Source organism: Bradyrhizobium genosp. SA-3, assembly GCF_004212635.1.
Lineage (GTDB): Bacteria > Pseudomonadota > Alphaproteobacteria > Rhizobiales > Xanthobacteraceae > Bradyrhizobium.
This window is the reverse complement of record NZ_PSRT01000124.1, coordinates 1-24908: the sequence shown is the minus strand read 5'-3', so window position 1 is coordinate 24908 and position 24908 is coordinate 1. Positions and strand designations below refer to the sequence as shown.

Genomic DNA, 24908 nt, shown 5'->3' with positions numbered 1-24908 from the left:
TGCCGGAATCAGTCGCAGCTGGTGTTGCAATAGGCATTAGCTAGACGTTGGATGCGGCCCCGTCGCTAACTGCTATTGCGGCTATTCTCACAGCTATATGGAGGCGATCGTGGTGACGCCGCTGAAGAACCGCACGGGATCGCAGATTTCCGAGCGCGCGACTTTGCGGCGGGGGTGCACGGGATCGGGACGCCGGGACAGCGCTCGCTTCCAGCTCGATGAACTCGCCGGCTCCTTTTCGAGCCTCGAATGAGCCTCAATGCACTTGTTACATCAGTTCCGGTGCTGCTCGTCCCATGATCTTTTCGTAGCCCGCCTTTTTCGTTACATGCGACGATGCAACGGGCGGGCTATCAGGCACGACTATCGTTACGCTGTCCGTCCATCGGACTGGCTGCAATCACCTCAATATCTCGACTGCAAAGTGGGCATGATGAAGCTCCAAAAAAAAACCGCTGCCGGATTTCTCTCCGGCAGCGGCTCAAGTCTTGGGAGAAAGCAGACGAACCGGTCTGCCAGCGGAGCCAAGAGATCAGAACGGAATTCTGACCGTCGGTCGCTATTATTCAAATGATGTGGGATTGGTCACGGCGCACGACCTCAGCATCCGGGTAGTTTTGGGTAAACCGACCGTTAGGCGCAGCTGTCTTCCAGGTCTGACGCGACAGTTACCTTCCCACGGCTCTAGAAACGCGATGTTTGCGGAGTCGCATGGGCACGATTCACTTAACAGGTGGCCGCTGGCACTACCGGCCCGCGCGGTTGTGAAAGAGCAACCGATACTTCGTCAGCACAATACGCGGGCGAGCTCATTTCCTAATCCAAAGGTTTCTCGCGGCAAATGCGTGCTTCCACAGGAACGAGCGATCTTTCGGAGAGAGATACCAACGGGTCCGACAGGTCAATTCGATTCCGAAGCCACTCTCGGACTCGCATGCGCGCGCCGATGCAACATGTGCGCGAGCTCCTCTCACAGATCGGAATTTTCTGATGACATCGGGCCGGCAACAAGTTGGATAGGCATTCGACTGATGCATCTAGAAACGGAGCTCTCGGCGCGCCATTTCGCTTCTAACCGCCACCAGCAAGCCTAACGGGCGATGTCGACCGACCGCACCTTTTCCCCAACAGCTCGAGTGATCCGGCCGACGATCCTGTTCTCGCCACAACGCGCGTTTAGATGGCGCGAGTCAGAGGGAGGCAATTGTCGTCCATATCGCCAGTACAGTGCTCCGCTATTTAATAAACGCTAGCCTCGATCGATCGAGAGTTATTGTAACAGATAGAACTACGATGAGGCCCGTGACCATGATTTGAAGGTATGTATGCACGCCTGCGATATTGAGACCATTTTGCAGCACGGCGATCACCAGAACGCCGGTCAATGTTCGATGGACTCCGCCTGAACCTCCAGATAGCGCGGTTCCGCCCATCACGACCGCGGCGATCGCCTGGAGCAGCAGATCGTCTCCCATGCGCGACGTTCCCGTTGATGTCCGCGCGACAAGTAGCAAGCCCGCAACTCCGCAAAGCATTCCGGAGACAACAAAAGCGACGGCTTTGGTGCGAAGAACGTCAATCCCCGAAAGTCGAGCAGTGAGGCCACCACCACCGATCGCAAAAAGGGCTCTTCCGAAGTGGCTTCTCGCACCGACAAAGGAAGCGACCACAAAAATGAGAAGTGCCAAAACTCCCGAATTCGGAATTCGACCGATCACAGAACCGGAAGCAATCCACGTGAGGTTCGGGCTCTGAAAGAACACGTTGCCACCGCCGCTGATCCACGTGGAAACGCCGCCAAGAATAGTCATCGTGCCTAGTGTGGCAACGAAAGAAGGCAGCCGTAGTCGAAGGACGAGCGCAGCATTTGCGAGGCCACACAGCGCTCCAATGCCTGCGGCAGCGACGGCTATTCCGGCCGCACCTACATCAAAGTCACGGATCAGAACCGCAGACGAAATTGCCACAAGTGTCACGATGGCTCCAACGGAAAGGTCAAGCGCTCCCATGAGAATCACAAATGTGATGCCCGTTGAGACGATCAGCAGGATCGAGGACTGTCGCATCAGATTGAAAAGATTTATCCAACTTAAAAAGCGCGGATTGATCAGCGCGAACACCGCGACCATTGCCATCAGCAGCAACAATGGCCCTATCGCATTTATGATGGGACGGTGACGGTTATAAAACTGGGCGATCTGCACTTTTACTTCTACACCTGATCTCGACCCAGTCGTCTGCGGCTCATACCATGTGTTGGACAAGTTCCTGCTCCGTTGGCTTGTTATCGGCAGGCGCGTTGCACACGAACTGAATTTCTCTCTCTCGCATCACGAGGATGCGGTTTGACATTCCAATAAGCTCTGGCAGATCGTCTGTGACCAGAAGAATAGCTACGCCCTCCTCCGCCAAGTCCCTCAGGACGCCGTAGATCTCTTGTTTGGCGCCGACATCGACGCCGCGCGTGGGATTGTCGAGGACCAGCACCTGAACCTTTCGGGCCAGCCATTTAGCTATCACCACCTTCTGTTGATTACCCCCGGAAAGGAATTGGCAAAGCTGTATTGGCCCTTTGCATCTCACACGCAAGCGATTGATGTACTTTTCGGCGAGAAGCCGTTCTCGGGAGCGCGAAATGAAACCAGACAGGCGCGAGACGAGCGGAAGCGAGGCCAAAGACATATTTGCTTGAACCGACATGTAAGGCACGATGCCTTCGGTCTTGCGTTCTTTGGGGACGAAACCCATCCCGCGCGCGATCGCCGCTTTTCCACGTCCGCGAAGCGGCAACGCTTCGCCGCCCAGTTCGATGGTGCCGTTTGACGGAAAGGGTTCAAATCCGACGATGGCTTTGGCTACAGCCTCCTTGCCGCATCCGACGAGGCCACCAATTCCAAGGATCTCACCTTTGCGAACCTCAAAACTGACATTCTGGACGTTGTGGCCGCTTAGACCCTTGACTGAGATCGCGATGGGCGCTCCCACGAGTTTCAGCTGGCGCTTCTCCATGAAGTATTCGTCGTCTCGCGTTCGGCCAACCATCGCCCGATGAAGGCTTTGTTCGGAGATCTGTTCTCCTGCGAACTCGCCAACATTTCGCCCATCCTTGAACACGTAGATGCGGTCGCAAAGCTCTACGTATTCCGCAAGACGGTGGGTAATGAGGACGAATGACGCGCGACGACGGTACCGCCGAATCGACTTAAAGAGAATTCTGATCTCTCGCTCGCCGATCGCCGCTGTCGGTTCGTCGAGCAGGATGATTGGATGATCAATATGGAAATACTCGGCCAACACGAACGCCTTGGCAATCTCAATCATCTGCCGATCGTGAAAAGCGTAGTCGCCTGTGCGACGGCACGGATCGATGTGGTCAAGACCAAGGTCTTTGAGGTGTCTTTCGCTCACGGCTATCATCGCTCTTCTGTCGACGATGCCTATCGGATTGGCAAAGTTGGCTTCTAAAGAGAGAAATATATTTTCGTAGACAGTCAGGCTTGGAATAAGGGCCTGCTCCTGAAAAACCATCGAAATCCCGGCCTCAACGGCGTTAGTATAGCTTGTCGGCCTGAAGCTCTTGCCGCAGAGTCTCATACTTCCCGCGTCCGGCGTATGGATGCCGGCAATCATTTTGAGGGTCGTTGATTTGCCTGCCCCGTTTTCGCCGGCAATCCCAACTATTTCGTTCGGAAATACATCGAGATCGATTCCTTCGACCACCGAAATGCCATTGAAGCGCTTCGACCCGTTGCGCATCGTGTAGATGGGCGTCGGCACGCCACTCATTTCACATCCTCCGCGCTCGCACGATTGGTGTTCAGAAGAACGGCGAGCAGAATGACGGTCCCTTGAATGATTGTTTGCAGATAGGGCGGCATGGCGAGAATGTTCATGCCGTCTGAAAGGATCGTTATGAAAAGAACCCCGATTATCGTCAGGCGCACGTTGCCAAACCCACCCCTAATTGCAGTTCCGCCAACGACCACTGCGGTGATCGTGTCGAGAGTCATGTAACTTCCCATTGTGACTGTGGCGGATCCCAGACGACCGGCCAACAGGACTCCGGCGACTCCTGCAAGAAGGCCGGACAACGCAAACGCCTGGATTTTGATCGTATTGACCTTAACTCCGATGAGCGCGGCTACTTGCTCGTCGCTTCCGATCGCGAGCGTCATTCGTCCGAAACGCGTGCGATCACCTACGAGAATCGCAACACCGTAGATCACGGCCGAGACCAGTACCGCATTGGGGACCACATTGGCCAATGCGCCCTGGGCCATGTCGATGACAGCCGCGTTCGATACTGATAAGGACCGGCCATCTGAAATGAAGAGTACCGCTCCTGAAATGGTCGTTGCTGCTCCAAGCGTCACCAGAATCGAGGGAATTCTGAGGTAGACATAGACCAGCCCATTGATCGCACCAAACACCAAGCCGACCAAACACGCGATAGGAACTGACCATAAACCTAGGTCTGGTGCTAGCCGGGCGACCAGCATGCCGCAAAAGCTAGCAACCGCTCCGATCGATAGGTCGATAGAGCCCATCAGGATCACGAAGGTCGCCCCGATGGATGCGATCAAGAGGACCGAACTCGATAGTTCGATTGCCCTGATATTTGCGATGGTAAAGAACGATGGAGCCGCGACACCAAAAGATATAATCGCGATTGTAAAGACGAAGATAGTTATGGCACGCCGCCCTAGCTCGCCATCTCTGCGCCCAACCAACGACACTTCTAGCATTTTTGCGATCCGTCAACGTGAGGTAAACACGACGCCCCTCTCCAGAGAGAGAGGGGCATCCGAAGCGATCACTCGGGAATTCGCTGTTTATAGTGATCGTTATACTCCGCCTTGAGCTGATCCACGCAACCAGATTCAACGGCATCTTGATAAGCCTTCGGAAAATTGTATCCGACCGGCGTGCGAGCTCCCCAGTACGTCTTCACGTCGATCGGCCACACATAGTTTTGAGCATCCCAATCGGTGGGATGAAGAACCCGCGACATTTTCCTCCAATCAAACGGAAGCTTCTCGCCGGCGAGAAACGCTTGATACTTGTCCACATTCTGAGCGGTTATCAGCGTGGCTCCCGTGTACATCATGCGTTCGCACGGGCTCGGCTTAAATCCCTTAGCGACATCGTATGCCCGCACGAGCGCAAAACCGGCTTGCCACTGTGGGGTAAAGCCCATTGTCGCAAGAATGCGGCCTTCCTTCACCAGCTTAAGGGTTTCTCGATTGCCGTCGAGGCCGACGATCGGAATGTGCATACCAGCGTCTTCGACCGCTTGCATCGCGCCTAGTGCAATCGAGTCGTTTTGCCCGAAGACAGCATCAATCCTGGAGTGCGCCACCAACAGGTCTTCCATGACCTTGCGAGAGTCAACCTGATTCCATTTTCCTGGTTGGCGCGCGATGAGCTTGATGTTGGGGTATTCGGCTAGAGCTTTATCGAAACCCGCGGTTCTGGAGATGTCTGCATCTACCCCGGGAAAACCAGTAATGTGCGCGACGTTGCCTTTTCCGCCGATCTTGTCAAAAAGCAATTTGGCAATTCTGTAGCTGTTTTCGACATCATCCGGCGAGAAGAACGTTGCAAAAGCATAATTTTCGGCCCCCGCATCCAAAGGATGGAAGCCAGGCAGTGACTCCCAAACAGCAACATGCACCGCACCGACTTTCTTCGCCATCTCAACGATGGGCTTTATGTTCGCCGCAACGAGATTCTCGCCGAACGTGATCCTGACACCTGTACCGAATTGGGCCTCATAGATTTCGATTTGCTTTGCGGCATCACCTTTGCCTGAAAGGATGCGATAGTTTAGACCGAGCGATTTTGCGGCCTGTTCGGCACCTTGCGACCAGTTATTGAAGTATTCGTTTTCTAATGTGGAAACTTCAGACAGGACATCCTCAGCGCTCGCACCGCCCGCAACGCCCAGGAATGCGGCGGTAGCTAAAAGGTAAGTCGACAGTCTACGCATAATTGACCCTCCTCGTACTTGGTTGTAGATGATTTGCCTTCTTTCACGTCGGTCGGCAGGCCAGCACGTATTCGCGATGGAAAGAATCGGAACACACAACGTGTTTGCCTATCCTCAGAACGGTCATCCCGGCGAAGCGGAGAGTTCACAACGTACCGCGGACGCGGCGGTGGTCCGTTGTGGCCGGCATCATTGCTCTAGTCACATCTTCTTCCAGTCTCCGATCCGCTCGAAGGCGTGCGCCGCTCTGTAGATGGTTGCTTCGTCGAAGTGGCGACCAACGAGCATCAGGCCCACCGGAAGGCCATCCACCATTCCGCACGGCAGCGACATAGCCGGATGGTGCGTGATGTTGAATGGAGCGGTGTTGGTGAACATCTCCGTCGCGCGGGTGATATAATCCTCTCGGCTGACGTCACGTGGAGGGAGTTGCGTCGCCTTCATCGGCGTGGTCGGTAGAAGAAGGAGATCGTAATCCTTAAGGGCCTTGTCGTAAGCTGCGCTTAGGCGGCGAGAGACGTTGACGGCCTTGCCGTAGAATCGCGGCCCGTACGTGTTGTTTACGTAAGTGCCGAGCAAAAGGAACAACTTGGCCTGCTCGGACAGGGAGTTCGCCTTCTGGCGCCACCCCCGATGGAAGTCCATGAGTGACAGTGAAAAGAGGTCTGATCGGCTGGTACCAAAGCCGTCACCAAACATCATGGTTTGTGTGGCGCCCTCGGTGCCGATCGGCGTCCAGATTGCGGCACCTTGGAGATGCATTGGTACAGAGACCGTTTCAACCGAGGCCCCGAGATCCTTGAAGCGCTTGGCCGCTTCACGAACTGCTCTATTGACACCAGCTTCCGCCCCGCGCTGTTCGAAGCCCTCCTTCAGAACGCCGATCTTTAATCCGCTGACGCTTTGACCGAGTGCTTTCGTGTATTCTTCGACTTTCGGTGCTTTGATGCGTGGATCGTAACCGTCGTCTCCGGCGATTACCTCCAAGAGCAACGCATTGTCCGCGACCGTTGCGGTCATGGGGCCCGTGTGGTCGAGCGTCAGCTCATTGGGCATGATGCCGGTATAGGGGACAAGACCCCAGGTGGGCTTCATGCCGTAGATACCGCAAAACGACGATGGCATGCGTATTGAGCCGCCCTGGTCGCCGCCGATCGCCATATCGACTTCGCCAAGCGCCACGACAACGGCCGAGCCCGAAGACGAGCCGCCCGCAGAGTAGCCCATTTTATGAGGATTGTGCACCGGTCCGAGCGCACCGGTATGGCTACCACCGGATGTGCAAAAGCATTCGCAATGCACTTTACCTGCGATTTCGGCACCCGCATCAAGCATGCGAGAGACAATGGTTGCGTCGATATCTGGTACGAATCCTTCGAGCGTCGCCGAGCCGTTCATCATTGGCACCCCAGCCAACATGACGTTATCTTTTAGCGCGACGGTCTTACCCTTGAGTTTTCCGCTTGGCGCTCCTTCGACCCTCGCCTTGCGATACCATGCGTTGTGCAGATTTTCTTCCGCCCGCGGTTGATACCCCGGGGTGCGTGCATATTTCACCGGAGGCAACTCGTCCGGTAGGGCTTCGATGTATCTGTAGGCCTCGAGAGATTCGTTGATAAGTCCGCGGAAGGAAACGACGTCCTCGTCGGTAAGTGAAAGGCCGCATTGTGAGGCGACAGCTCGCAACTGGGCGGGTGTGGGCGGGACAACTGACACTGGGCGCTCCTGTAATTTCAAGGGCAGACCCACTCTGCGATGGGCTCAATTCGGCAAGCCTAGTCGACTGCAGGTTGGTCGAACCTGACGTCAGTTGCTCACAGTGGGTAAATCTGGGTAATTTTGCCAAGAAAGTGGCGAAGCAGAGCAGAAGTTTTCGCACGCATGCCATCTAGGGCGCTTGTTTGCGCATTAGGGGCCGATGGACCAAATGGAAATGCCACGTCGGATCGTAGATGCGGCGCCATAACTGGCTCGGCAGAAGCAGTTAGTGCCTTTGCCGCTGCCGACGTGAACGCATCAATCAAAAAGAAGAGCAATAGGCGGCAGGTAGGCTCCGTCCGCTGCGTGATTATCGTCACATCACATAGCGAAAATGAAGAGCCGCAGAACTTGTATAGCAGCGTCTCGTCTTAAAGAGGAAGCGCCTACAACGTAGGAAGTTCGTGAAACCCCCTGAGCGCAAGCGGCAACTTTACCGAGACTACCCCTACAGCTGTATGGGTAGAATCCTGAATGGGGCTTGAGCTCGTTACTCCAGTCCCAAACTCTGCGATACCGCGTAGCTTGGATCGACTTTCAATCTGGGCTGGCAGATGAGTGATGATGCACGATCTTCCACGTGCCGTCCTGACGGCGGAGTACGAAGGTGAACCGCGCCGGCGTCGATTTCTGATGGCCTTTCGATACCTGTGAAAAGACATAGCTTCCCACGACCAGGACAACGTTGTGCGCCAACGTGACAGAGTGCCATACTTCCATTTTCACGGTAGCGCCGCCACGAAAGTAAGTGCCTATTTCTTTGGCCCCGATGTAGAGCTTAGGACTCGATGTACCCTGCAGCATCGCATCATCTGTGTACAACGAAACCAGGCGATCGGGCGTATGCCTGTTGAAGGCTCGCTGCCAGAGGTCCAGGAACTCGCGGATGTCCTTCATCGAGCAGTCGTCGTTCACTATGAATCTCGATCTAAGAAGTTGATTGCCGGAACGTACGCTCAGGTAACGGCAAGACCGGCTCCTCGCGATAAAGCGCCTGACCTGAGCTTCCTCACTCATGCTGAGGAGAACGTACCGGTTTAGCGGGAGGAGTAAAGCCTGACCATATTGCGTGCGTTGTCGAGGAACAGTGCGGCACACGATGGCATCGAGCTACAGTGCGGCTTCAGCGCAAAAAGCACCTTGGGCATCGCAATGTATGACGAGCGCGCAAGGACACTCTCGGAACAGTGCACAAAGTCCCACGGCGATGCAACTGCGTGCCCCCGGTATGCGGGAGTTCATCGGTGAGCCAATTGGCCGGGCGAAGCCTGATTTCTATACAGTGACCAGATCTCATAGTCGACGTGACATTCTTTAGTCTGGGTACGATTGTCTCAGGCGAGATTGTCGGGAACGCGGCGAAAGGGAATTGCAGTTGGCTCGCGCCGTGTGGACTCCAGGCGCAGAGAGGCTCAGCTCGATCAAATCGACTGAAGGCGAGGTATCGCAGCACAGCGTTAGCGACCACCATCAAGCATGCGTCGATGAAGACGGGTCTGGCCCTGAGGTATTCGCGGCGTTCGAACTTACTCGGCGCGCAGCTCCGTGCGACGCATCAACGTATCCCCGAGCAGTTGCCGTTTCTTAGGACAACCTGCGTACCGTCCCGCTCCCCAGCGCCTATCGGAGATCCCACGCAAGCGCGGGTGTCATCGCCCTCCTTAATCACGCTGCTTGGCGCCAAACGCGGAGGGCGATTGGCCGGAGAGGCCGCAAACAGCCGATCTCGAATCCACGGCTCTCCATCGCATTAAGTAAAGCGGCTTCGCGCGCTGACAAATATTGCGATGCGTCAATCGAAGCAAGACGGAGCATCTGCAACGCCACTGTCGGTCTCAGGACATCCCGTTCTCTACGCGACACGCCCTGGATGGGAATAGCAAAGGAAAGCAGCACTGGCTGTTGGCACGCTCTTTGAAACTACGAAGGAATCCCGCCGTATGAAGAGCCATACGAGAATAGGAAATGATGCAAGAATGCACCGATCTGACGAAGCAAGCCAATGCCCTCGGAACTGACAAAGGGAACGGAGCGCTGACGCGCATGCTACACATTATCCTCTCTCCGCGAGCAATTCGGCCCCTTCACGATCGTCGAGATCAATACAGCGCAGAACGGCGACCTCAATCCTGGCGCACTGCTCGGTCGCGAACGCGAAGCTCGTCCGGGCAGACCCCATAGGGTCCCCGCATCGGCGCAAATCATGCACCACGCTTGGTACGGCATCTAGTAACCGGATCTCGCTGATGACGAAATGGGTCATGTGCATGCGAAATGAGGCGAATGGTCTAGCGCGAGCGGCGCGAGGATGAGTCGGGCCAAGACGATTGCTTACTCGCATGCTCTCGGAGTCCAGACTTGATCTTTAACTCATCGAATTGCTGGCATTAAAGTGGAGGCATTATGCGCATCTGCGGTATCAAGCTGACGCATGACGGAGCGATCGCGCTGATCGAGGACGGACGGCTCATCTTTTGCATCGAGCAGGAGAAGCGGAACAACAATCCGCGCTATCAAACGATCGACAATCTCGATGCAATCGTCATGGCCTTGGCGGAGCACGGTCTAGATGTGCAGGAAATTGATCAGTTCGTCGTCGACGGCTGGGTGGGGCAAGTGGAGTCTCAGTACCAGGTCCTTAGCGGAACGGCACCTATCACGCTCAAAGGCGCGTCCTATGTTGAACGCCATGCCGAGGGCCTTCTCGCCTCACGCGACGGCTTTGGCCTTAGGCTCGATGGCAGGGATTTCCCGTATAAGAGCTATCCGCACGTCGCCAGCCACGTGGCCGCCGCATACTGCACCAGCCCGTTTGCCAAAGCTGGACAGCCTGCTTTCTGCCTCGTGTGGGATGGCGGCACCTTTCCACGACTCTATCATGTAGAACGCGGGGGGACCCGGTTTATCGAGTGTCTGTTCCCGGTGATCGGGCACGTCTATGCCGCTGCGGGCCTTCACTTTGGGCCGTATAAGCGAGCGAACCGCGCCAATTGGGACCTGGGTGACCCCGGCAAGCTGGATCCGGGAGGTGCCGGCAAGCTCAACCTGGGTGTCGCCGGCAAGCTGATGGCCTATATCGGCCTCGGCTCTGTCAATGAAAACATCGTCACGGTCTTTCAGGAGCTCTACGAGGAGCGCTTTGCCGCTGACACGAAGAGTGCGAGTTACCGTACCGACATCAAGAGCATGGAGTCTGAGCTTGCGACCGTTCACGACTTCTTCGATGCTAGCGCGCGGCGGTTGAAGGCCAAGGCGCCCGAAGATGTGCTCGCATCGTTTCATTGCTTCCTCGAGCGTCTGCTCGTGCGGGAAATGGCGAGTGCTTTGCAGCGCCACTCGGGTTTTGCTGCGCGCAACTTGTGCATAGCGGGCGGCTGCGGTCTCAATATCAAATGGAATAGTGCACTACGGGCGGCAGGCCTGTTCGATGCTGTCTGGGTGCCCCCGTTCCCAAATGACAGCGGCTCTGCAATCGGTGCAGCTTGTTGCGCAATGGGAGCGGATGGAGGTCTCGTGCCGTTGCAATGGTCGGTATACAGTGGTCCGGCGCTGCAACGTAGCGATGTGCCACCTGAATGGGATGGCGCGCCGTGTGGTATGCATGAACTCGCGACTATTCTCGCCAGCGACAAGCCTGTGATTTTTCTTGCCGGCCGCGCCGAGCTTGGACCTCGGGCATTAGGTAGCAGAAGCATTCTCGCAGCCGCAACATCGCCGGGAATGAAGGATTATCTCAATGACATCAAGCATCGCGAACACTTCCGGCCAGTGGCGCCGATCTGCCTGGAAGATCGCGCGCCGGATATTTTCAATCCAGGAACGCCGGATCCTTATATGATTTTCGATCATCAGACTCGAGCTGAATGGCGGGACAAAATCCCCGCTGTTGTGCATCTCGACGGATCTGCGCGACTGCAGACGATCTGCAGGACCTCTCAACACAAAGTCGCCGAGCTTCTCGTCGAATACGAAGCACTCACGGGAATTCCGCTGCTTTGCAATACGAGCGCAAATCACCATGGACGTGGGTTCTTCCCGCATCTCGCAGCCGCCTGCAAGTGGGGCCGCGTGGAGCACGTATGGTGCGACGGGATGCTGTGGACGAAAGCTCCGCAAGCCAGCAATGGCGCCGAGCGTGGTTCAGACGAGATTAGAGCAGCTCCACGGCAGCAATCGGCTTAGCGAACGTGAAATCGTATGGTGAGCCTTGGCGCACCCGGTCGTCATTACCAATGTTCACGCTTTTGGATGGGACCGCTTCGAGGCGGCTAGCGTGAGCAACGTGAACACCGGGACTGCTACTCCAAGATCCGCAGCTTTTTGATTTTGTTGTAGAGGGTTTTTCTTGAAAGCCCCAGAGAACTGGCTGTTTTTCCGCGATGAAGTCTGTTTCGTTTCAAGCCTTCTATGATCCATTCCCGCTCGGAGAATGCATTTTTCGGCTTAGCCGGTGCCGACGCGTTCAACAGCGGCCTCAGAACGCCCGCGCTGATATGCGCATCTGGGAGCGTCACCAGCTGGTTCACAATCTGGCGCAATTCCCTTAAATTGCCGGGCCAATCATGGCCAGCGAGCGCCAAAAATGCAGAATTTTCGATCGCCAGCGTTTGGGCATTCGAATCCCCCTTCGCCTCGACTGTGAAATGCTGAACCAGCTGAGGGAGGTCCTCCAGTCGGTCTGGCAAGGCAGGTAGCTTGATGTCGAGCCCCGAAAACAAGCCGAGCAGCCGGGGACATAGCACCGTTTGAAGGCCCGCCCCGCGAGCAACCGTGGCAGTTGCGACGATTCGAGCACTGGAGCGCACAATGGATGCGCCGTTCAAGGGCGCAAAACTACCAGTCTCGATGTAATCTGCAAGCCGTTCCTGCCCATCACGCGAAAGCTGATCGAGATGCAGCAGCAACACGGTCGTATCGTTTGCACTTTCCAGCAGCGACAGTTGGCGTCTCCTGCTCTGATCGCGCTCGGCCCCGAAAAGCGCACCGACCGTATCGATGGGCAAGCCGGGTCGGCATTGAAACAGCGCGGCCTTCGCGTGCTTGCGGTCGCTGAAGGCATGGACGAGGCTGGCTATCCTTCGCTTGCCCGAGCCGGTCTCGCCCCAAACGAGCACAGGACTGGGATGGGAAGCCAGGCGCTTTGCAGTCTCAAGAACGCGTTTCATGATTGAGGACTGTGCGATGACGCCGTGCCTGAAGCCGCTCAATTGGAGTTGGCGCTCAAGGAGATCGACCTTCTCCCGCAACAAGTGAAGAGTCTTGAATCCCGAGGTGACCTCAAGGACAGACATCTCCAGCGGGACGCGATCGAGCGAGGAGCCCCCGATGAAGCCCTTGACACCCGTTTCGCCGCAGATATCCAAGAGTTCGTCAGGCTTCGTTATCGGCCCGCCGCCAAGTAGGCAGATCACGTTTCGGTCGACGGATTGAGCCACACGCGCGACTGCGCTCGTGCGCGCGGCAAGCTCCGACAGGCTAATCGATGGGTCGGATGCGCTTTCAACGCCACGATTGAGATTGAAGTTGATGCAGATGGCCTGAGTACCAGCTTCAACCATGCGCCTTGCTTCGGATTGCGTTCGAGTATAGGCGATCGTCATCAGGCCACGTTTTGCCGCCTTCACCAGCAGCTCTATTTCGCGGGCGTAACCTAGGCCGCATTTCTCAAGCAGCGACCTCCTGTAGTCATCAATGTGGATGACGGAAGGGAAGTTAGTGACCCCCGAAAAGCCCCAGCTGCTGATCCGATCGAGCCAACGATCAATATCGAGCTGCGGATCAAAGGTACAAGCGCCGAAGAAAACCGGCAATTTCGTGCTGGGCAGGATCTCGGTCCGACCGAAGCCGGCCACGAATTCATTGCTATTGCGGATTGGAAGGATTGAGGCAGGTGAAGAACCGCCCATCGCGCGAAATCGGCCGGCATTGAGCGCAAGCACGAAATCTGCCCCTGCTCGTTCGGCCGCTCTCGCAGCCATGCCCGATCCAATCCCCGCCCCCAGCACAAACGAACGGGAGTTCCGGAAGAACTGCCTGATACCGCCCCCCTTCACCTCATCCGTCCGTGTCTATAGACCGCGTTCGCTCCTGGCGCGGCACTAACTATAATTAGCTCCAATTTGCGGGCGCATGCAACCGTCGCAGGGCTTTTCCGTTCGCCATGAAAAGATGGCAGTCCGCCGGGGAGGCCGCAAGACGAACTTTGCCGGAGCTTTTGAGCGGCTCGGGCTTTGACGCTTTTGCGACGACTGCCTCCTTTCCGGCGTTGCCGTAAACGTAAGTGACGCTGCCAAGATGCTCGACGAAATCGATGTCAAGCTCAATTGCGATGTCGGCCTTCTCGGCGGCGGACGGAGAGAAATCATCCGGCCGAATTCCAAGTGTGATCGGCTTGCCGACCAGCAATTGATCCGGCTGGACGGGGACAGAGACCGTTGCGCCCGCGTCGAGCCTGACGTCCATGCCCGTCTCGGTTGCTGCCTCGATGTGGCCGTCGAGGAAGTTCATCTTGGGCGAGCCGATGAATCCCGCCACAAACCGAGACGCTGGATTGTGATAGAGATCATGAGGGCTTCCCACTTGCTCGATATTGCCGTCCTTGAGCACAACGATCTTGTCGGCCATCGTCATTGCCTCGACCTGGTCGTGCGTTACATAGATCATGGTGTTTCCCAACTGCTTGTGCAGTTTGGCAATCTGAACCCGCATCTGCACACGCAACTCAGTATCCAGGTTCGACAGAGGCTCGTCGAACAGGAACACCTTGGGCTCGCGCACAATGGCACGCCCGATCGCCACGCGCTGCCGCTGCCCGCCGGAAAGTTGTCGAGGTTTACGATCCAAGAGATGATCCATTTGCAATAGCGACGCAGTCTGCGCAACCCTGGTATCAATCTCGGCTTTGCTAACTTTCGCCATGCGTAGAGGAAAGGCGAGATTCTCGCGGACAGTCATATGGGGATAGAGAGCGTAGCTCTGAAACACCATGCCAAGGTTACGATCAGCCGCGTCAACATCGTTGACGACCTCGTTATCGATCAGCAGCCGCCCACCGCTAATTCGCTCCAGCCCTCCGATCATGCGCAGCAGCGTCGACTTACCCGACCCGGATGGCCCGACGAAGACGACGAATTCGCCATGGTCGATTGTCAGGTTGATATTCCGCAGGATCTGGATGGTCCCGTAGGCCTTGCTGACGCCTTCCAGACGAACATCGGCCATCACGCTCTCCTCTGTCGCGAGCCTCCAACCAGGGCCGGGATCTCAATCTCTGCCAGGCTCGATACGATGAAATCTGGTCGCGCCAGGGCAGGATCCTCTCGGGGCGGAACGCCGGTCGTGACCAGCACGGTTGGAAGGCCAGCTCGCTTACCGGCCTGAATATCCGTCGCAATCTGGTCACCAATCATCAGTGTGGCGCTGCGCACCGTCCCTAGGCGGGAAAGCGCCGTTTTGATCATGTGCGGCTCGGGCTTACCAACGATCAGGGGTTTGACCTGAGCGGCAGCAGCCACAGCCGTAATTGTTGCTCCTGCTCCCGGTTCGAAGCCATCGGCGGTCGGCAAGAGAAGATCAGGGTTGGTGCCGATGAGGGCGGCTCCGTTCAAGATCGCCTCAACAGCAATCCGCATCTTCTCATGCGTGATGTGGCGATCGAGACCCATCACGACGATCTCCGGCTCTTGGTCAGTAACGTCCAGACCTACCGCGGCGACCGCATTCGCAAGCGAGGGCGCGCCGATGACGTATACGCGGCTCGCATCCGGGTACTTCGCGCGTGCGAGTTCTGCGGCCGCAATCGCGCTGGTAACCACTTCGTTCGGCGCGATTGCAAGGCCAAACGCTTCCAATTTGCGGACGACGTCCTCCGGCGTGTGGGTCGAATTGTTTGTCACGAAGCAGAACGGCAGTCCGGCCGCCTGCCATCGCGCAAACGCTTCTATGGCATCGACAATTGCGGCATCTCCACGATAGAGGACGCCATCGAGGTCCGAAATGATCCCAGCGACTGACGGCCAGTTGAGGTGAGAGCTTGGGCTAGCCATTCATCAGCATCCCGCCGTTCACGTGCACGATCTGCCCTGTCATGTAGGAAGCCGCCGGACTAGCCAGGAAGACGGCTAGCCCTGCGATATCCTCAGGCACTCCAACCCGTCCCAACGGAATCCGGCCACCATGGCGCGCTTCAGTCTCCTCCCGCGGGCGACCGTGCATGGGAGTATCAATGATGCCAGGCGCGATCGCGTTCACGTTGATGCTGAGGGGCGCGCATTCATAGGCAAGTAGCTTGGTCACGTCGTGTACGATTGCCTTCGAAAGACAATAGTCGGCTCCGCCGGCCTGATAGTTGAAAACTGCACCTTGCGAGGACAGCGATGAGCCGACATTGACGATGCGTCCGCCTTTGCCTTTCATGAAGCGCTCAACGACCAGTTTTGAGCAGCGCAGAACAGCGATCGAGTTGATCTGGATCGTACGTTCAATTTTTTCAGCGCTGCCGCTAAGCAACGGCTGGGCAGATTTTATGCCTGCATTATTGACCAGCACGTCCAGCCGGCCAAAGTGTTCGTCGATCTGTTCGAGGACCCTTCCGACGTCCTCCTCGCGCGCGACATCCATAGCCATGGGCACTATGCCGTTGCCATAGGGCAGTCTTGGCAGAGTGTCTCTGAGGTTCTCTAGATTGGCATCGGTGGCAACGACGTTCGCGCCTCCCTGACGAAACGCATTAGCAATGGCAGAGCCAATACCGCCGCCTGCCCCGGTGACGAGCACCGTTCGGTCTGAAACTGAGAACTGTTCGGTCATTCCAACTCCAAGATCGTTTGAGACTGTAGAAACTCGTCAACTGCCTGGGCTGTCGGCATAGAGCTTTGAGCACCGCGCCGTGTCACACATAAGGCTGCAACCGCTAGCGCCTTCCTCACTGCTTCCTTTAGAGGCAGCCGCTGAGCGAGTGATGCTGCGAATGCCCCATTGAAAGCATCTCCTGCGGCCGTGGTATCGACGACCTTGACGGGAAACGCCCGCAGAGCAAAGGAGCGCGTGGCATCAGCATAATAAGCTCCCTGCGCCCCGAGCGTGATCAGCGCGGCACCGGGCCCGAGATCAAGCAGCTTGCCCGCCGCACACGCGGCGCTATCGAAGTCGCATACCTCGATGCCTGTCAGCTCGAAAGCTTCCGTCTGGTTCGGCGTGACGAAATCAACGCTTCTCCACGCAGCCGATGGAAGACCTGGCCTTACCGGGGCCGGGTTGAAAATAAGCTCGAAGCCTTTTTTACGCTTCATCTCGAAGAGTCGATTGAGCGCAGGGATCGGCATACCCATTTCGGCGACGACGATTGTATCGTGCTCTATGAATTTGGTTGCGCTCTCGATCATGTCCGGCGCCACCTTCGAATTGGCGCCCGGGTCTATGACGATCATGTTGGAGCCGTCGTCAGCGACCATAACCAAGGCCGAGCCCGAGACTTCGCCTGCACAGACCGTGATTGCGTCAGTGCAAACGCCAGCTTCCATAAGCGATTTTAAAAGCGACTGACCGGCATCATCATCACCGAGATGCGTGTAGAGGTGTGGTTTCAGGCCGAGCCGGGCGGCAGCAACGGCTTGGTTCGCGCCCTTTCCTCCAGGGTGACGGGTCACCGTACCCATCAGGCTTTCACCCGGCGTTGGAAGCCGCTCGACATTGAAGCACAGATCGAGATTCGTCGTTCCGAAGAACATCAATGGCCTGACGCTCATTTTACGGCACCGAAGGTTAGGCCGCGTTCAAGATGACGCTGACCGATCACGATCAGAATGACGGGAATGATCATCGTCACAACCAGCCCTGCGGCCATGACCGGGTAGAACTGCACGCCTGGATTGAGCAGCTTGAGAAGAGCGACCGTTACCGGCGCCTTGGTCGAACTGAGCATCAGACCTAAGGCGAAGTTGTGCCAAGCGAGTAGGAAGATGAGCAACGAGGCCCCGATGAGGCCCGGCTTCAAAAGCGGCAGCACGATGTGCACCACGACTCGGACCGGTTTGGCCCCATCCATGGCGGCCGCCTCCTCTATGTCTTTTGGGATGTCTTCGATATAGGAGCGGCTCAGCCAAACAATCATTGGCAATGTAACGACTTGGTAGACCCAGATCATCCCGATATAGGTGTCATACAATCCGATCGTCTGAAAGACGCTGAACAGCGGGATGACGACCAAGAGGACCGGGGCAAAGCGGAAGCCCAAAATGAAGAAGGCAATGTCTTCCTTGAAGGGTATGTCTCGCCTGGCTAGGACGTAGCCGGCTGGCACCCCAATCAGCAGGGAGATGATTACGGAGCCAAGCGCAATGACGACGCTGTTCGTGATGGGCGTTAAGAAGTCGACTTTGATGGTGCCATAGCTGGTCGCTCCGGCCTGGGTGACATCAAACAGCACACGGAAATTCTCCAGCGTCGGCACGAACAGGAAGGTTGGCGGCCAGGTCATCACTTCAGCCTGCTGCTTCAGCGACGTCATCGCGATCCAGACGAGTGGAAAGGCCAGGATCAATGCGCAAATGCCGACGAGCAGGTTCAGAAGCAAATTGGTAGAGGTTGAGCGCCTCAGTCGCATGGTTGCATCCTCAGCTTACGCGCTGCCGAACGAAGCGCCATAGCTTCACCAGGGCAAACGTTCCGATCAGCACGATCATCCAATTGACGACCATCAGTGCGGCACCACGCCCAAAGGCGAGGTTCTGGAACGCGGTAATGTAAGCTCGCACCGAAAGTACGGAGGTGCTATTTCCAGGCCCACCTTGCGTTGTCCCGAAAATGATGTCGAACTGATTGAGGGATTCGATCAGCCGAAACACTGCGGCGATCAGAATGTATGGCGCAATCAGCGGAAACTCGATGTGCAGGAAGGTTGCCCACGCCTTCGCGCCATTTACACGCGCGGCCTCCTTGATCTCTTCATTGATGCCCTGGAGACCGGCGAAGATGATTAGCGCGAAGAATGGCGTATAGGTCCAGACATCAATAAGGACGAGCGAGAACATCGCGGTGTTTGGATCTGAAATCCATGCAAATCGGCTTATGCCCGCAAGGGAGAGCAGGTAGTTCATAATCCCGTTTTGCGGGTCCATCATTGTCGTCCACATGAGCGCAACGCTCATCGGAGGCAGGACGAGCGGCAAGAGAATGACGGGCCGCATCACACGCGCAAGGAAGACGTCAGTTGCGAACAGCTTGGCAAGCGCCAGACCGAATACAGCTTCCGCAAGCACCGCCGATGCGGCGTAAACAAGAGTGGTACGAACGCTGTTCCAAAAATCTCCTGTCTTGATCAATGCCGCGTAGTTGTTGAGGCCGATGAAGTGGACGAGAGGCCGACCGAACTTGAGATCGGTCAGCGACTGAAAGACGCCATAGAAAAACAGGAAAAGAAAGCCAAGAAGTACGATGATAGCAGGGGTGATTGCGGCAATGCTCCACCAATCAAGGCGCGAATCCTGTGCGCTCCTGACCGCCTTGTCTTTTGGCGAGGCAAGTTGAGTGGTCGAAGACTGCAGCGTCGCGATTCCGTGGGATCCAGGAATATCCATCTCACTTCATCTTTACAATGCAGGAGGCGGCGATGATGCTCGCCGCCCAGGCGCGTTTCACATCGACGAGCGGATCTCGGAGGCAAGGTCGGCCAGCGTGGCCTTCACGTCAGCTCCATTGACCATTTTTTGCATCGCGACGGCCCAGGCATTCATTGCTTCGGCAAAGCCGACACGAGCTGTAAATGCGAGTTTCGCTCTGTCTTGCACGGTCTTGAACGTGTCCACGAAGTTGTTGAACTCCGGCCTTGCCGCATATTCGAGCCAGGCCTGGTCACTCCAGGTAGAGGCGCGCGGAGAGTTAACGAGCTTGCCGGCGACGGCGCCGTTCAGTCCGACCTGCTTTGACGTTGCCCATTGGATGAACAGCCAGGCTGCCCCCTTTTTCTTTGACGCGGCATTCATCGCAAGAGACCAGATCCAGATGTTGGATTCGAAATTCTTGCTGTTCGGAGCATGCAGCGGTGGCGCGAATGCGATCTTCCCCGAAGCGGGCTTGCCGGCCACGTCATTCCAAAAACCGAACATATTGGAATCGATCGCCATCGCCGTTCGTCCCGAACTGATGCCATCGACCACCTGGTACCAATTGTCGTTGGCGAAGGACGGAGCCGCGCACTTCTTGATCATGTCCACATAGTCCTTGTGGAACGCGATCGACTCCGGCGAGTCGAGGCCAGTGTCCGCTTTGCCATCCTTGAGGACGAAATCGTGCACCCCATAGGACCTGGCAATCGAAATCGCAGCCGTGTGGATGCTGCTCCAAAATCGCACGCCGCGCACGCCCAAAGGTGTGATCGCGGGGTCCGCGGCCTTCAGTTTTTCGCAGGCGGCGGACATCTCCGGCGGAGTGGTCGGGACTTTAATGCCGTACTTGTCGAGGATGTCCTTGCGGTAGAACAGCTGGATGTTCTCAAAGCCATGCGCAATGGCCCAGACCTGTCCGCTTCCCGGCTCGATCTGCCCTTCTTTGACCTTCCAGGTCAGCGCATCCCGAAGTGCAGGGAAGAAATCCTGGTAGTCGTAGCCCGCCGCCGTGAGTTTCGGATCGTTCAGATATCTGTCGAGCGGCTCAAGCAATTGACCTGGCGCAAGATCCCAAGCTGGTTGAATGCCCGTCCCCACGACGTCCCAACTCGGCGACTTGGTACTGAGTTGGATTGTCAACTTATTCCAATAGGCATCGTCCGGATAAAGCTCGGGCGTCACCTTGATGCCCGTGAGCTTCTCGAACTCCGGCAACTGGGCTGCGACCGCGTCGGCATACGGATGAATGTCATAGGCCCAGACGATCGAGGCGCCTTCAAACTGGCGCCAATTGATGTCGTCCGCCTTGGCTTGGGTGAAGACCACGGCCGTTCCAGCCAAAAGCGTGGAACAGATGAGAACGTTTCGGGCAAAACTCATCCAATAACCGCGAGAAGCGGCGAGCTTCCTTGTCATCATTCCCTCCTCTAGGCTCTTTGGCCCGTAAACCCACGCGCCCTCCTCTTCCAGGGCCGCGGTGCAGGGATGCTAATCCGTCATTTTTCCGCCTTGAGGTGGTTTTCAAACCAACGTTGGGTAACATTGGGTAAGATCCAAATTCACGCTTGGTGCCGACGATGCACCTGATGGGTAAGACAGCATCACGGTCGGGTTAGTGAAACACGCCCTTCTCGGCGAAGCATGATCGCTTTCGCTGACTTGGCCATCGACCTGACGAGGGGCCCGGCCTTCGGACCGGACGCGCATGCGCCCGGCACGCTTGACTTCCAAATAGCAGAAAGCAGGGGCGCCAGTCCCGGCCGATTCGACCGCAGCCGATAGCTCGTCAGGACTGAGAGGGTCAGTGGCCGGAATCCGAGGGGCAATGAGCTCGAGAATCCGTCATCATCTCGGCCGCATCGAAGCTGATCCTTGCTTTCTTGATCGCCGTACGATCTTGCGGTGTGCTAGCCATGTTCGGATTATCCACGCTGGCTGTCCAATAATCAGCTAGGTTGCCGCCCAGAAACAAGACCTCTGTCTCCTCGCTCGGTATTCCCCCTAACCAATCTCGCAGCTCCTCATCTCCGGGAGCATGCCCACGCTCTAGAATATCGTTGATCTTTTTGATCGGCCAAGCCGTGACGCTTGGTACCGTATAAGTGTGCAGCTTCTTAGCGTTCTTTGCAATCGCGTTCGCGCCATTCTCGCTGTGGTCCTTTGAAAGGAGCAGTCGCGAGGGCGTCTGGGACAATGACACAAAAGCACTCTCTGTAACGCCTTTCGTGTGCCATGCCGCGAGACGCGCCATATCAATTTCGTCCTCCCTTTCGTCGTCCGAGCAGATAGCAGCCTTATAAACATGCGGGCTAGCCTGAGCACGCAAACCCGCGAGGGAACGCACATGCGCGATGGCACTCACCTCCTCGTCTAGAATGGGCTCACAATCGATGTCCTCGTTCTGAAAACGGTGCAGCGGCAGATACGATGATGCCAGCACATCGTCGAAAATGCGGTCGACGTCGACACTGCCGGCAGAAGATCCGGTGGCTCGTGGCCACTGTGCGGCTCGCTGCGCAGCGAGTTTGATCTCGTTCTTCAGCGCCTTAACACTCGCTCCGGCTAGCGATGCGGCAAGTTCGGCGCGCCCCCTGACGAAGGATGCGGCCGGGCACCGCTCGCTTTCCTGGATGGCGCACGCTCTCCGATTGCCCCTCGTCACGGTCGAGGGTGATCCAATCCGGGAATCCATCGAACCGGCAGCTGAATCTGATGTTCGGTGTGACCGCAGTTCGCTCAGCTGCTGCTCAAAGTCCGCTTGATCCGGCGACGGGTGTGCTGGTGAGCTGGTTTGTGCGCTTATAGGGCCGCCCGGCTGTTGCTGCGTCCGCTGCTGCTGGGTCAAGCGTTCTAATGTGTTCGATGGATCGATGTTCATCTATTCCCCTCGCGCATGGGACGTTCAGTTTGATCTTGGCAGGTGCGGCTTTCGAGAAGCTGACAAGTGAGGAAAGGAATGCGACCGACCGCCAACTTTTCGGGGGTTTCCCGCTCGGCTACCGACGCTGCGGGAGAGCGTCCCACGAACCTGCGTACCGCCAGGTAATCCCGCGTCTTCGGCGCGCCTGATGGGTTATGGATAACGTTGCGGCTGTGTAGCTCCACTGATAGTTGAACAGCCGCTGGTAGTGTGCCCGCAGCCGTGCTGCCCCACATCCTTTTACGCGGCTGGAAGTCGCGCAGAGCCTCGGAACGAAGCCACACTTAGCAAAGTATCGCGGCAGAGAAGTAAAGGAAGCGAAGAATTCTGCGCACAATCGGCACATCGAATCTGCCGAGCATCTGCTACGGCGCTTTGTGTCCCCAGCTACTTCCAGCAGGAGCGAGCGTAACCGGCGGGCGCCGGCCTAGCCTAAGCAAGCGGACGGCTCGGTGGCCTGCAACACCATTTAAGAGCTGTGTGAGCGAGAAGGGGCTGTCTGCTCTCCAGTCGCGCCGCCATCGTGGCAGGCCGCGGCGCCTGCGGCCCAGGCAGCCCGCAACATCTAATGAGTTCAGCCACAGCGCAAATAACGGCCGGACAAGACGCATGATTTTGATTTCGATATCAAGCTGTTTGTTTGCACGCCAGAGGGCGATCCGCCGCCTCGTACTGGCTGCTAGCGGAGCGGCAAACGGCCGTTCCAACTGCTTCACTTGCCCGGCTCAAAATTCGCTCTTGCTCATAGCAATGTAGGAGATCCAGCACTTTCAGCAAGCCGACGAAACTATGCACCCCAAAGGCCGTGTTCTCGGGCGCAGTCCACCGGTTGGTGGCAGGAGGAGCTTCTGCGCGAGGCAGCATCCCTCTTTCTATGCGAATATATGCTCTCCACCTATAAGGTGGTCCGGGTGCGGGTCCTTCGCCGCGCGACGAACCAACCATCACCGGGATCAAGGTTTTCGATGGATGACGCCTTGCGAGTGCAACAATTCAAGCCCCTCCTGGCGACACGCAACATGTCGCACGTCGGTCCTCCTTCACATCGGTCAGCTGCAAGGATTCCTGCACTGTCCGCACCGCGACACGTGCCAAGATAGCTGGATCCGATTCACCCTCTGCGGCCAGAGTCAAGACCTTCTCGGCAAGACATGCCTTCAACGAAGAGGTCGCCTCAGTTCGGGCACCATCCGGACGGCATCGTCCAGAACACTTCCCAGCTCGGTACACACTCTATATTTGGACGATTTTCTAGGTCCCATGATGCTACTCAAAATAGAATCTGTTCGTGCCGGCTCCGACTCAGCCAGCCAGTGTTTCCGAAAAATAGCAATCCCGGCATCCTTGGCGCGTTCCTCGAGTGAGTGTGGCGGTCGGGCTGGCCAATGGCTCACTTAAGTCTCTAAGCGCGTCAGCTTGTCGACAGCTGATCCTAATAGAGGAGAACCACAGAGCGACACGATCGGCTCAGGATTGCGAACCAGCTCAAACCGGGACGGGACATGGACCCATTTAACAGCATCAACCCATTCGACCGAGACTCTGCTTACAACGCCACGGTGCCACAAACGCAACAGCAGCAAGCGGAGTTTGAGCCGTACTTGGATGCAGTGCCGCAGCTTGATACCCCTGCCGTCGCAGAAACTCCTGTTTCTCCAGATCGCTACAATCCTCATCTGTCTGACGAAGACCGTGGGCTCACCCAGGTGTTGGAACTTGGGCACCATAGTGCCGGCGGTCCTCATCCCCAAGACGCAGTCACCAGACGCGTCGGGGACGCCGCTGCGCAGCACAGCGCGCCCCGGGAAGCTTTGAGTTGGCCGAAGGAGCTGACTTCGGAAGGTCACGATCAGGATCCGCTGCGAGGGATGATGGGCGAACCAATCCTAGCATCGTCTCTCAAGCCAACCGCGCGCGATCACCAGGCACCGGATCGCGGAGAAGCCGTTCGTCACTGGAGCGACGGCTACCAGCCGGCTCCGAACGAGCTCACCGGGAGCACCCCCCTTTCAAGTCACGCGGCCCTCATGGGTGAGGATTACAGCGGGCAGTTGAGGCCTGCGAAGAGGCAGAGGACGCTAAGCCATGCGGAACTGGATGCCATTGAGCGCCAGCTGAGCGAGCCGGGCAATTCAATGGCTCGTGTGCTGATGGAAAGCGCCGGCGCACCGTCGCCTTTCGGGCCAGCGGTCGGTTCGCCATTGGTCCTTCCTGAGGAAGCTTACGATCAGGATCAGCTGTGGGCGATGGTGGAAGACGCCGGCCCATCATCGTCTCTCGAGCCAACCGCGCGCCATCAGCAGCCCCTGAATTTAGGAACGGTCGTTCTTCCCTTCAACTTCCGGCAGGGCGACCAGCACGCCTCGGCTGCGCTTGACGGTAGCAGCATCTCGCCGAGCCAGGACAGCCGACCCAACAGTGTCGTGGTTCACACTGACCGCTGCACCGCGCTGTTCGTGCCCGCGGCGGCGATGAGCCGAAGCACCCCACTCAATCCACCCGGCGCTGCCATTCGCCCCGGATTTCGACCGGAAAACGTTCCGCAGCCCAGTGCGCGGCCGGCGAATCGGGCCTCGCCAGCGCGGCTTGGACGGTCGACGGAAACAGCCGCTCCGGCGTCCTCCAGGGCTGAGACGTA

At 57.1% G+C, this 24908-nt stretch carries 18 protein-coding genes; 3 read left to right on the top strand and 15 right to left on the bottom strand.

The genetic code is table 11. The features are described 5' to 3' along the window. Positions 1-109 precede the first annotated feature (109 nt). Positions 110-253, top strand: coding sequence for a hypothetical protein (locus tag CWO91_RS43390; protein ID WP_165405876.1), 144 nt, complete (start codon positions 110-112; stop codon positions 251-253). A gap of 982 nt (positions 254-1235) precedes the next feature. Here the strand turns inward: CWO91_RS43390 and CWO91_RS32520 are convergent. The 6 genes from CWO91_RS32520 to CWO91_RS32495 form a co-directional block, all read right to left on the bottom strand. After that, a complete protein-coding gene (locus tag CWO91_RS32520) occupies positions 1236-2264 on the bottom strand; it encodes an ABC transporter permease (RefSeq protein ID WP_130219594.1) in 1029 nt (342 codons plus the stop codon). Further along, positions 2245-3786 carry a sugar ABC transporter ATP-binding protein gene (locus CWO91_RS32515; protein ID WP_130219591.1) on the bottom strand — a complete coding sequence of 514 codons (1542 nt, stop codon included), beginning with the start codon at positions 3784-3786 and terminating at the stop codon, positions 2245-2247. The genes CWO91_RS32520 and CWO91_RS32515 overlap by 20 nt, the downstream gene beginning before the upstream one ends. Continuing rightward, complete coding sequence (locus tag CWO91_RS32510; protein ID WP_130219589.1) at positions 3783-4745, bottom strand: ABC transporter permease; 963 nt, start codon at positions 4743-4745, stop codon at positions 3783-3785. The genes CWO91_RS32515 and CWO91_RS32510 overlap by 4 nt, the downstream gene beginning before the upstream one ends. Positions 4746-4813: 68 nt before the next feature. After that, positions 4814-5989, bottom strand: coding sequence for a sugar ABC transporter substrate-binding protein (locus tag CWO91_RS32505; RefSeq protein ID WP_130219587.1), 1176 nt, complete (start codon positions 5987-5989; stop codon positions 4814-4816). 201 nt (positions 5990-6190) lie between these two features. After that, positions 6191-7705 carry an amidase gene (locus CWO91_RS32500; RefSeq protein ID WP_130219585.1) on the bottom strand — a complete coding sequence of 505 codons (1515 nt, stop codon included), beginning with the start codon at positions 7703-7705 and terminating at the stop codon, positions 6191-6193. A 579-nt stretch (positions 7706-8284) separates the two neighbouring features. Beyond that, the gene (locus CWO91_RS32495) at positions 8285-8644 is read right to left on the bottom strand and encodes an SgcJ/EcaC family oxidoreductase (RefSeq protein WP_245471452.1); all 360 of its coding nucleotides are present in this window, start codon (positions 8642-8644) and stop codon (positions 8285-8287) included. A 1506-nt stretch (positions 8645-10150) separates the two neighbouring features. Here CWO91_RS32495 and nodU point away from each other — a divergent pair. Continuing rightward, a complete protein-coding gene (nodU, locus tag CWO91_RS32490) occupies positions 10151-11929 on the top strand; it encodes a nodulation protein NodU (RefSeq protein WP_130219581.1) in 1779 nt (592 codons plus the stop codon). 116 nt (positions 11930-12045) lie between these two features. Here the strand turns inward: nodU and CWO91_RS32485 are convergent, their stop codons facing one another. The 9 genes from CWO91_RS32485 to CWO91_RS32445 form a co-directional block, all read right to left on the bottom strand. Beyond that, positions 12046-13800: a phosphoenolpyruvate hydrolase family protein gene (locus tag CWO91_RS32485; RefSeq protein ID WP_283811043.1), complete on the bottom strand. Its 1755-nt coding sequence runs from the start codon at positions 13798-13800 to the stop codon at positions 12046-12048. A 55-nt stretch (positions 13801-13855) separates the two neighbouring features. Then, on the bottom strand, positions 13856-14968 hold the full coding sequence (locus CWO91_RS32480) for an ABC transporter ATP-binding protein (RefSeq protein WP_130219579.1): 1113 nt from the start codon (positions 14966-14968) through the stop codon (positions 13856-13858). Continuing rightward, positions 14968-15792, bottom strand: a complete 825-nt coding sequence (locus tag CWO91_RS32475) for an HAD-IIA family hydrolase (protein WP_130219577.1) — start codon at positions 15790-15792, stop codon at positions 14968-14970. The genes CWO91_RS32480 and CWO91_RS32475 overlap by 1 nt, the downstream gene beginning before the upstream one ends. Next, positions 15785-16555: an SDR family NAD(P)-dependent oxidoreductase gene (locus tag CWO91_RS32470; protein WP_091881888.1), complete on the bottom strand. Its 771-nt coding sequence runs from the start codon at positions 16553-16555 to the stop codon at positions 15785-15787. The genes CWO91_RS32475 and CWO91_RS32470 overlap by 8 nt, the downstream gene beginning before the upstream one ends. Further along, positions 16552-17493, bottom strand: a complete 942-nt coding sequence (locus CWO91_RS32465; protein ID WP_130219575.1) for a ribokinase — start codon at positions 17491-17493, stop codon at positions 16552-16554. The genes CWO91_RS32470 and CWO91_RS32465 overlap by 4 nt, the downstream gene beginning before the upstream one ends. Then, the gene (locus tag CWO91_RS32460; protein ID WP_130219574.1) at positions 17490-18350 is read right to left on the bottom strand and encodes a carbohydrate ABC transporter permease; all 861 of its coding nucleotides are present in this window, start codon (positions 18348-18350) and stop codon (positions 17490-17492) included. The genes CWO91_RS32465 and CWO91_RS32460 overlap by 4 nt, the downstream gene beginning before the upstream one ends. Positions 18351-18360: 10 nt before the next feature. Beyond that, positions 18361-19323, bottom strand: a complete 963-nt coding sequence (locus CWO91_RS32455) for a carbohydrate ABC transporter permease (RefSeq protein WP_130219572.1) — start codon at positions 19321-19323, stop codon at positions 18361-18363. Positions 19324-19380: 57 nt separating this feature from the next. Beyond that, on the bottom strand, positions 19381-20766 hold the full coding sequence (locus CWO91_RS32450) for an extracellular solute-binding protein (RefSeq protein WP_130219571.1): 1386 nt from the start codon (positions 20764-20766) through the stop codon (positions 19381-19383). Between the two features lie 385 nt (positions 20767-21151). After that, positions 21152-22228: a hypothetical protein gene (locus CWO91_RS32445; protein WP_130219569.1), complete on the bottom strand. Its 1077-nt coding sequence runs from the start codon at positions 22226-22228 to the stop codon at positions 21152-21154. A 1544-nt stretch (positions 22229-23772) separates the two neighbouring features. Here CWO91_RS32445 and CWO91_RS32440 point away from each other — a divergent pair. After that, the coding region (locus tag CWO91_RS32440) for a hypothetical protein (RefSeq protein WP_130219567.1) at positions 23773-24908 on the top strand (1136 nt) is incomplete at its 3' end.

Bases quoted from the DNA above. Each gene is read 5' to 3' on its own strand.
- CWO91_RS32455 (WP_130219572.1), bottom strand. From the start codon at position 19,323: ATGGATATTCCTGGATCCCACGGAATCGCGACGCTGCAGTCTTCGACC.
- CWO91_RS32450 (WP_130219571.1), bottom strand. From the start codon at position 20,766: ATGACAAGGAAGCTCGCCGCTTCTCGCGGTTATTGGATGAGTTTTGCC.
- CWO91_RS32470 (WP_091881888.1), bottom strand. From the start codon at position 16,555: ATGACCGAACAGTTCTCAGTTTCAGACCGAACGGTGCTCGTCACCGGG.
- nodU (WP_130219581.1), top strand. From the start codon at position 10,151: ATGCGCATCTGCGGTATCAAGCTGACGCATGACGGAGCGATCGCGCTG.
- CWO91_RS32480 (WP_130219579.1), bottom strand. From the start codon at position 14,968: ATGGCCGATGTTCGTCTGGAAGGCGTCAGCAAGGCCTACGGGACCATC.
- CWO91_RS32465 (WP_130219575.1), bottom strand. From the start codon at position 17,493: ATGAGCGTCAGGCCATTGATGTTCTTCGGAACGACGAATCTCGATCTG.
- CWO91_RS32510 (WP_130219589.1), bottom strand. From the start codon at position 4,745: ATGCTAGAAGTGTCGTTGGTTGGGCGCAGAGATGGCGAGCTAGGGCGG.
- CWO91_RS32475 (WP_130219577.1), bottom strand. From the start codon at position 15,792: ATGGCTAGCCCAAGCTCTCACCTCAACTGGCCGTCAGTCGCTGGGATC.
- CWO91_RS32495 (WP_245471452.1), bottom strand. From the start codon at position 8,644: ATGAAGGACATCCGCGAGTTCCTGGACCTCTGGCAGCGAGCCTTCAAC.
- CWO91_RS32445 (WP_130219569.1), bottom strand. From the start codon at position 22,228: ATGAACATCGATCCATCGAACACATTAGAACGCTTGACCCAGCAGCAG.
- CWO91_RS32505 (WP_130219587.1), bottom strand. From the start codon at position 5,989: ATGCGTAGACTGTCGACTTACCTTTTAGCTACCGCCGCATTCCTGGGC.
- CWO91_RS32515 (WP_130219591.1), bottom strand. From the start codon at position 3,786: ATGAGTGGCGTGCCGACGCCCATCTACACGATGCGCAACGGGTCGAAG.
- CWO91_RS32460 (WP_130219574.1), bottom strand. From the start codon at position 18,350: ATGCGACTGAGGCGCTCAACCTCTACCAATTTGCTTCTGAACCTGCTC.